Below are 9,171 nucleotides of genomic sequence, written 5' to 3' on the forward strand. Positions count from 1 at the left end.
AAACGTTTAATTTTGCTATAATAGAGATTCCTCGGCATTTTAATTCTTTTGACTATAATTAAAACTATGTTGGAATGACAGTCTGTTAGGTAGGTTTTTGGAAAGAATGCGCCATGTTATTTTTACAAAGTAAGGCACCTAGGATTCTATCCTTTTTTCTTGTGTAACTAGATTTAAAATTGGAATTGTTTTTTTTTAAAGTTATAATCTAAATTTAATTAGTATTTGCGCAACCATCAACGTCTATCTTTAGCTCCTAATTATTACATAAGTTAAAAATAGGAATATTATTTAAAGTCGGGTTACGGAAACCCATAATAGATTTTATATTAGGCCTAAATCTTTAATATTTTTGTTTAGCAACCTATTTTTATCTTTGAATATGGGGTAAGATCGTTTCGAAGTCAATTAAATATTAAGACACACTGGATCTAAATTAAAAAACAGAAAGGCCTAGAAAGGACTCAATTTAGTGAATGGTTTTATAAGCTATTAGCAAGGGAGTTTTTTAATTTATTGTTCAATCCTTCAATAAATTCTCTTCGTTTAATTAACTCCGCTATATGACTTTCAAATGTTTTAATATTATTCAGTTTTGGGAATGCTAATTTTCGTTTGGCAATAGAATTGGATATTAGAATATTTACATAATTAAATGTCAGTATAAACTTTTGCAAGTTGTTCGTTTTAATAACTTCTAGTCCAATTTTTTCTGCTGTTCTTGCATTTAGAATGTAGGTTGTTCCCGTTATTTTTACAGCCGTATTATGCTGTTCTTCACATGCTGTTATTAAATTTAAAATACCTTCTAAATACTTTTGAAGAATAAAATTGGTACGTTGTTTTCCAGTTAATGATTTGTCTATAACAAAAACATAGTCAATTAATGATCCGCCGTGAATTTTTATGATTCCTTCGCGCTCTTTTTCTGTAACGAAAAGTGAAGAATAGTAAATTAATCGACCGTTTTTTTTAAGCGTTGGGCTATCAAAAAAAGGTGCAATTACTGAAAGTGTTATCGCTATGGATAGTAATATTAAAAAGTAAAAACCACTAAAAATTGACAAAACTAAAATCGGCAAATTTAATGATAAAGCAACAAGTGCAACTTTGATTTGAACGCGGTTCTGTTCTTTAACGGTTTTTGAGTAGAATCTGTGGTTCATTAATGGTATTGGTCAGGTTTATGTTTGTAAGCTGGTATAGCTGCTAATACCTGTAAAAGTAGGATTATTATTTCTAATGTATTCCTAAAATGATTAACGATTGAAGATTAACTATTTTTCCCGCCTTAAACTAAAGTTAGAGGCGGGAAAAGATTTTAGAATGCCTAAATGCTTTTTACAAAGTCCAAAAACACCTCTTTGTGTCGTTCCAGATCCAAGTCAGGAGAAAGGGATGCGCGGACAATATAATCCTTATCACCTTCTTTAGTGGTTCCTTGTGTGGATGTTGCAGGAATAGTCCAATAGAGACCTTTTAGTTGGCCATAACTCACACAAAACTTACTTTGATCAGGAATTTTAGTGATCATTAAGTTGATTAACTTTAAATTCAATGCACGTTTATAAGTTTCTTTTTCTTCAGCCGAATTTCCTTTTGTAGGTAAATCTAATGAAAACACAGATGGCGTAAAATCATGATCAGCCAATTCCTCTGAAACAAAATTAATTTTCGCCGTTGGTAAAACCTCGTGAATAAAGTTTACAAATTCACGGGTGTTTTTATAAGCATCCGTAATTCTTTGATTCATGGATGGCAATTGCTTGGCTAATATTTCATATTGAAGATCTGTAGCTTCGTTATCGCAAAGATTTAGATGCATATCTATTTTGTCTAATAAACCTGTAGTTTTTGTATTTCCTACAACGTAGCCAGCCGTACATTTTCCGCCGCTAGGAAATTTGGATCCACTTGCGTATGAAAGGGTTCTTACTGTAGAAAGAATTTCCCCGTCACCTAAAAAGTGTACATTAGGACAAAAAGTTTGGTCTAAAATAAAAACAGGGTCTATGGCCGTTTCACCAGCTTTAGTTTTACGTTCTGCGCTTAAAACACCTTTTAAATCTTTAAGATTTGGAACTTCAACTCTCGGGTTTGTAGGGATTTCAGCAATTATATAAGGAATAGCATCTTCTTTAGCAATTCTATCTAAAATGCGGTCAATACTTTGAACCATGTCGTTGTCGCCATCAACTGGTAAATCTACAACTTCAACATTATCCAGGCATTCAGCAACGCGTCTGGCTTGGTCATTGGTGCCGCCATAACAATTTGGAGGGACAATAAATTTAATGGCTTTTCCTTTATGGTTTTCTAATGCGTCGTGAATTAAACCCATCATAATGGCATATTGCATAGATAAGCCGCTGGACGCAACTAACGTTTTGCCATTGGTACCTGTAATGCTATTAATGGAATTTAAAACACTCTTTTTATCGGTTTCGCGATTGCTTTTTTCAGTATCAGCTACAGGTTGATCTGTTAGCATTTTTAAAGCCGTAAGAGAATCGGCTGGCGTCATGGCAATAGTTTCTCGTCGTCGTACATGCTGAATATCGGAGATATAATTTTCGTTCTGTGTGCCATTTACCAATAAAACGCTTCCTAATTGAGAATAAAGGCTGATATAAAAATCAATATTATCGTTAAGATTAATATTCGAAATGTTATCCTTTTGAGAAATGAAAACTGTACTACCATCAAAGGGTGAGATAGCTTCTGCATTCTCAACATTTTTTAATTCAAACTCATAACCATATACACGTTTTATAACATCGGCATCAAAGAAGTTTGGTAATTTACCGGTGTATAAAATTTGCGTGTTTTTATTTTCTAATGCATTGGTTCTTAAAATGGCTAACACAGGAACCGTTTGCGATGAAAAACTGATAACGTTTTCTGAATTTATAGTATTCAATTTAGAAATTCCCCATTCCAGAATACAGGATAATGGGTGTCCTAATCGAATATAATCGTAAGCCGTATGTAAAGCACTTAATGAAGCAGTTTTAGAGCTATTGGTTTTAAATAAGTTTTCAAGCTCCTCTAAAAATTGCGTTTTAGCCAATTTCTCATCATAAATATCTAATCGATGGGTTGTTAGGTTTAACCAGTCTGTTGGCATATTTTCTAACACATCTTTTATATAGTCTAATACTTTATTCTCTTGCATAATTTCACTTTTAAATAGAAACGCAAGATACAATAATTAGATTTTTTAAAGAATGTTATGGGACGTTTTGTTTCAGGATATAATACATTGTTCTTGTCGCAAAAGACAGCCTGTAAAAGTATAGTCGTGTTGAACGTTTTAAACTCCGGTCAGCCTTCTAAAAACTATACGTTTATCGTTATTACTTAAAAAGCCCAAACGCTTGTTTGGGTTTTTTATAATTTGGAAAGAGGATTAATCTACTTTTTTAGCGGAATATCCGGTGCTAGTTAAATCGCCGTCTCTATCGAATAAGGTCATATTCATTTTTTTATCAATCCGATAAAATTCACCATAATTATTCTCTTCAATAAAATAATCATTTCCTTTTTTATTCAGATTTTCCATGGTATAATCACCTTTTGTAATCACGCCAATATATTCGTCTCCTTTTTTATAAATTTCGTAAACATAGCCCTTCTTGTCAACTGAATTACTAATTATCCATTTCCCATAAAGCTCATAATTACTTGTCAGTTTTTTATAGGCATCTTTTTCAGGAGATATTACTTTGTCTTCCAAAACTTGGATCTCCAATTTTTCAATTTGAGGAATACTAATTTCTTCTTTTTTATTATCTGTTTTACAGGCCGTCAATGCAAAAAAAGAAATAGTGATCACTAATAAAGTTTTGGACAATGGTTTTGCAATTGATTGATTGTTTATAATTTTCATTTTTTTTATATAAGGTTGAATGTAAGAGATTTAATTGGTTTTATGCACTAGTTGATATAAAAAAGTACTGAACTTTATAGGCTATTCAAAACTTTCATATCAGCATTTACTTGGCTATTTCATAATATTTTATCTCCGATAATTCCCACCAAGAAACCTAGAATAGCGCCTAATGATGTTAAGTAATTCTTTTCTAATTTACTTTCAGGAACTATGTCTTGAATGAGTAGATATAAAATCCCTCCACTAGCAAATATCATCAAATGTGCAGTTAAAACGGTATAATCGCTTAAAAAATAATGTCCTATTAATGCACCAATAATTCCAGAGAAACTTAAAAAAAAGAATATTATTAATGTTTTTTTTACCGTAAATCCACTCTGAACCAAATCTCTAAAGGAGTTAAAAGCTTCTGGTAAATTTTGTAGACCTATAAATACAGCTAGAAGAACTGCCATACTTGGTTCAATGGCAAATACAGCGCCCATAGCGATTGACTCCGGGATAAAATCCATCATCATAGCTAAAAGCGTGGCCGTTTTACCACCTTTTTTTGCCAAATATTGATCTATAATCATAAATAAAATAGCTCCAAAAACAAACGAAAAAACTATAGGCATTAATTCCAGTTCATCCATCCCTTTTGGAATAAGAACTAATGCTAAAGCAGATAGCATAATTCCTGAACCAAAGGACATAAGAGTGTGAGTAATTTCATATTTAACAGGGCTTTCTTTTAAATGGTGATTAAAATAATTGGCTATAATCCCGCCCAAAAAGACAGTAATACCTGCAAATCCTGAAAACAATAAAAGGTTGGTTAACATACACTGAAAATAATATTTTTACAATAATTATATCATAATGAAATAAGTGATAGCCTTCGTCTATCTATTAATAGTGGAGCCAATTTAAGCTTAACTTTGGTTAAAGTAAAAACTACCATAAGTAATCAAAAAGGACTCTTCGCTTAACTATCAATGGATAGTTGCTTTAGCTTACGCCATTAAAATCTGCGCTGAACAACGCGCTTTGGTTTTAAACTTGAGTTCATAATAATTTCAAAATCTATAACGCCTAGTAACAAATTTTCCTCTGTAACAACATCTACTTTCCATAAACCAGGCTTTACTTGGTCTTTATAGGTGTAGCCACGGAAACCAGCATTCCTACCACCGGTGATGTCGTAGCCAATTTCATCGACCACTTCCCATTTTTCGGTCTGCTCGTTATACCATTTCCAGCGGTGTAAAATTGATTTTTTAATCTGCGTTGGGGCAAATATTGACGTAAATACAAATACGCTTTCATTGGGCTGATGAATGAATTTTAGTCGGTGATCGCGCCAAAATATATACCAATCATCACGCTCATATGTCACCAAATAGCTATTGTTATCTTTTTCTATATTGTGAGCTACCATACCTGCATCTAAAGCTAATGGTACAGGTGGAATCATATTAAAAAAGTAAAATATATTAATAGTGGCATACATAGTGAAAACGATGCCAAGCATTTTTCCTATATGTATTTCTTCGCGTGTACTGGGACTTTTTCTGTAAATAATAGTTATGAGTAGCAGCGTGATTGTTAGACTCACTAATCCTGATAAAATAAATACACTGGTATTCATTTCCTTAATAATTACAGGAATCATGAAAGTAAAAAAGGTGAAACTGATAAAAAAGTAAACGCTAAATTGTAAGTACTTATTGGAAATTCGTTTTTTGAGTAATTCGTTTGCAAAAAGTAACGCGAGTAGAATTACAAAAAAGGATATGGTTTTAGAAAGTGAAACGCTTCGTGAGAAATAAATAACATAAGCACTTGAAAGACCACCGAAGAAAAACTGAATAGCCAGAGGGAAATACTCTTCAAAACGTTCTAAAAACGTGTTTTTCCACTTGCCATCATCGGCTAAATTATAAAGGTAAAGGACAATGGTTAAAGAGGTCATGTGCGAACATAAAATGGTCAAATCGTAAGCCCGATCAATCCGCCCCAATGTTAAGGTATCGAAAATAAATCCGCCTGTAAAAAAAAGTATCGGCGCATATTTCGAGTTTTCGCGTATAAATTTTCGAAAACCCCTATTCCTAAATTTAACAAATGTTCTTTTTATACTCATTTTTGGAAATTGTGCGTTAATTTATAAAATTGTTTCAATTTAAAGTCAAAATAATTTCTCTTTTTTAACCTTGATTTTCTATTGAAACAAAATTTATTTTAAAATTATGATTTTGAAAAGGTAATCTAAAGTGTTTTAAGCAAATGAGTTCTTCACTCGAATGTGTAAAGCTTTAATTAAGTATGAAAACAAGTTGAAAACATGTATTTTAAAATTGATTTCTCCATGTGCCTCTCAAAATTTACAGTAAAGATTGCCCTATTAATAAACCACCAATTGCTATTAAACCGATGTAAATATAGTTTATAAAAGCACCATCTTTTAAGCGGCTGTTTAAATATCTTCCAATAAAAATTGCCGGTATTATTGCTGGAATGCAAACTAGAAAGTAATGTGTAACGGTTGCACTCCAAAGACCATTGTACCAATAACCAATTAATCCAATTATGCCTGCTGGCAGAAAATAAGCTTGTAGTGTGGCTCTAAAATGCTTGGCGGTCCAATTCCTCATATTTCCGTAAATAGCCAATGGCGGACCGTTTAATCCATAAGCGCCACCAAATACACCAGACAAAAAGCCACAAATAAAAAGCCAAAGTTTGTTATCGGATTCTAATTTAAATTGACTTTTGGAGAGTAAGGAGTACAGAGAATATAAAACTATGAGAATACCCAAACCCGATTTCACTAAATTTTCATTGCCATAGAGTAGGAGTAGTAACCCGATAGGAATACCTAAAATAGCGAAAAAAATCAACCATTTAGCACTATTGAAATGAATTTTCTTGCGGTCCTGAACAATTACAACGGCCGCAATTACTACCGATATTAGCACTGATAGCGGTACGGCTGTTTCAATAGGAATATAAAATATAAGTAAAGGAACAGCAATTAGAGATTCACCAAAACCAAATGTGGATCGTACTATTGTAGCAATAAAAACAACGATTAAAAGGTAAATGGTTATAAAATCCATGCGACTTTTAGAGCTCTATTTTTTACGACCAGTAAAATGTTCCATGGTTTTATAAATGCCAAGTACATCGCCAGCAAACCAATCGAAAACATTAATAGACATAATAGCTTGCCCCAAGCGTGTAAATCGGTAAATATATCCAGGAATAGTAATCAAACGTTTATTTTTCTCGATAGCTTTAACAATAGTGAGTGCAGCAGCTTCCGGCTCAAGAATGGGGATTTTAGATTTTACGCCTTCAAACATGCCCGTATGGATATAATACGGCAAGATGGTGGTTATATGAACGTCTTTTTTAAGTTGCTTCATTTCTAATCGTAAACTATCAGACCAGCCAATAAGAGCCCATTTGCTAGCTGCATAAACCGACATTTTAGGGTTAGAAATTAGTCCGCCAGACGAGGCAATATTACAAATATGACCAGAATTTTGATTTAACATATCATCTAAAAATACCTTGGTAATATACATGGGACCAATGGCGTTAATTTTCATGGTGTTATCTATATCCGTAACGGAATGTTCAAGAAAAAACTTTCCAATAATAATACCGGCGTTATTTATTACCACATCAACAACACCAACATCTTGCTTTACCTTTTTAGCGGTGTTTTGCACGTGCTCGTTACTCGAAACATCCACTTGATACGCAAATACAGCGGGGTTATTAGAAAAATCTGCAAGTGTTTCGTCAATATTGGATTGACTAATATCCCAAATAATAACGCGTGCTTGACGTTCTAGGAATAAACGTGTCATAATTTTTCCAATTCCAGATGCGCCACCAGTTATAAGTACTGTTTTATCTTTTAAATTTTTCATTGTTTTAGGTAATTATAGGTTGGTAGATTAATAAAAAGATTAGCGAAAATCATCGGAATCAGCGAAATTAAAAACATTATTTTTTGAAATGAAATAATATGATATTTTTCGAACAATTAAACCATTTTTATCAAATTAACGAAATGTCTTTAATATTGTGCGTTCAAAAATATAGAAAGTTGTTATTTTACGAAATTACCGGTCCAATTTCCGTTTTTATCAAATTGATTATAGCCATTTTCTGAATCTGAACTATATAAGGGAAAGAGCAAAAAATTGGCCTTAATAGCGATGTGTAATAAACTATTGAAGCAGGCTTTTGCAATTACTAAATCAGGATCAATATACGTGGATACCTACAGAAGTACTTTAGTGAAAAGTTAATGCATTCCTACTTGTTTTTTACCTCAGTACTTTGTTGTAGCCAGTTATTTTTCCAGAGTTCATATCTTCTATCGGTACAATTATCCCTTTCGTTAAAAAATTCGCTCACTAGTTCCATAAATTTATCCAAAATTTTAACTGAACCAGTATTCGCAATATTTACATCAGCCATAACTTTGTTTACGTTCATTACTTGAAAATAATATTTCAACATTCCTTTCGTAGTTTCTGTTCCGTATCCTATTCCCCAATAATTCGAACGAAATCGGTATCCTAATTCTTTTTCGCCATCTTCGTTAATTAGAAATAGAGCAAGTCCAATTAATTCAGTTTTTCCTTTTTCATATATTCCGCAAGCACATTTTTGGTTTTTTAAATCATTCAATTCCAAATCCAGACTTTTGTTAAATCTATCGGTTATTTGGTCTTGTGTAAATGCTTTTTGAGGTATGAGTTCCAAAATCTTTGGGTCAGTAAAAAGTTCGGCGAAGTACTTCTTGTCTATATTCTCTAAGCTTTTAACAGTCAATCTTTCGGTTTCAAAAATTTTCATTTCGTCGATGTGTATTTTTTAATTGGCTACAACGTGTTTCTTTAGTTTGTAATAAATATCTTTAGATAGAAAATCCGCGCGGATTTTCGTAAGTAGGCGAGAACCAAGCAATTAAATATACACGGTGTGCCTGTTGCATAACTCTGTTGATAAAGTTACTATAATAATGCATTTTGAGCCGATAAATTTTATAATTTGTTGTTATGCAAGGCAAAAAGACATATCAAGAGAAGCTGTTTACCGATTTTTTATTGAGTGAACGTGTACCAGATCACAACTTTTATCGACAGCTTAAAAATGTATTAGATTTAAAGTATTTATACAAATTAACCGCTCCGTTTTACGGTGCTACAGGTCAAAAGAGTATTGATCCTGTGGTTTTTTTTAAACTGTGTTTGGTTGGTTACTTGGAGAACATC

General features: G+C 32.6%; 8 protein-coding genes and 2 pseudogenes. 2 read left to right on the forward strand and 8 right to left on the reverse strand.

Translation table 11 applies throughout. The features are described 5' to 3' along the window. Positions 1-482: 482 nt before the first annotated feature. From BZARG_RS07565 to BZARG_RS07595, 7 genes are all read right to left on the reverse strand, one after another. Entirely contained in the window at positions 483-1,166 is a 684-nt protein-coding gene (locus BZARG_RS07565) for a hypothetical protein (RefSeq protein ID WP_008636972.1), read from the reverse strand. Positions 1,167-1,330: 164 nt separating this feature from the next. Beyond that, entirely contained in the window at positions 1,331-3,175 is a 1,845-nt protein-coding gene (locus tag BZARG_RS07570; RefSeq protein WP_008636980.1) for a PLP-dependent aminotransferase family protein, read from the reverse strand. A 234-nt stretch (positions 3,176-3,409) separates the two neighbouring features. Beyond that, complete coding sequence (locus tag BZARG_RS07575) at positions 3,410-3,889, reverse strand: hypothetical protein (protein ID WP_040288181.1); 480 nt, start codon at positions 3,887-3,889, stop codon at positions 3,410-3,412. Positions 3,890-4,008: 119 nt separating this feature from the next. Further along, positions 4,009-4,716, reverse strand: coding sequence for a ZIP family metal transporter (locus tag BZARG_RS07580; RefSeq protein ID WP_008636965.1), 708 nt, complete (start codon positions 4,714-4,716; stop codon positions 4,009-4,011). Between the two features lie 179 nt (positions 4,717-4,895). Next, on the reverse strand, positions 4,896-6,011 hold the full coding sequence (locus tag BZARG_RS07585) for a DUF2914 domain-containing protein (protein ID WP_040288195.1): 1,116 nt from the start codon (positions 6,009-6,011) through the stop codon (positions 4,896-4,898). 247 nt (positions 6,012-6,258) lie between these two features. Then, the gene (locus BZARG_RS07590) at positions 6,259-6,993 is read right to left on the reverse strand and encodes a sulfite exporter TauE/SafE family protein (RefSeq protein WP_008636995.1); all 735 of its coding nucleotides are present in this window, start codon (positions 6,991-6,993) and stop codon (positions 6,259-6,261) included. 15 nt (positions 6,994-7,008) lie between these two features. Then, on the reverse strand, positions 7,009-7,815 hold the full coding sequence (locus BZARG_RS07595; protein WP_008636990.1) for an SDR family oxidoreductase: 807 nt from the start codon (positions 7,813-7,815) through the stop codon (positions 7,009-7,011). A gap of 258 nt (positions 7,816-8,073) precedes the next feature. Between BZARG_RS07595 and BZARG_RS16020 the strand changes: the two are divergent. After that, a pseudogene (locus BZARG_RS16020) lies at positions 8,074-8,199 on the forward strand (IS110 family transposase); the annotation flags it as partial. A gap of 7 nt (positions 8,200-8,206) precedes the next feature. Here the strand turns inward: BZARG_RS16020 and BZARG_RS15235 are convergent. Continuing rightward, a complete protein-coding gene (locus BZARG_RS15235; RefSeq protein WP_008636977.1) occupies positions 8,207-8,752 on the reverse strand; it encodes a GNAT family N-acetyltransferase in 546 nt (181 codons plus the stop codon). Positions 8,753-8,955: 203 nt separating this feature from the next. Between BZARG_RS15235 and BZARG_RS07605 the strand changes: the two are divergent. Next, positions 8,956-9,171 (forward strand): annotated as a pseudogene (locus BZARG_RS07605) (IS1182 family transposase); the annotation flags it as partial.

Origin of the sequence: Bizionia argentinensis JUB59 (genome assembly GCF_000224335.1) — a bacterium.
Taxonomy (GTDB): Bacteria; Bacteroidota; Bacteroidia; order Flavobacteriales; family Flavobacteriaceae; genus Algorimicrobium; species Algorimicrobium argentinense.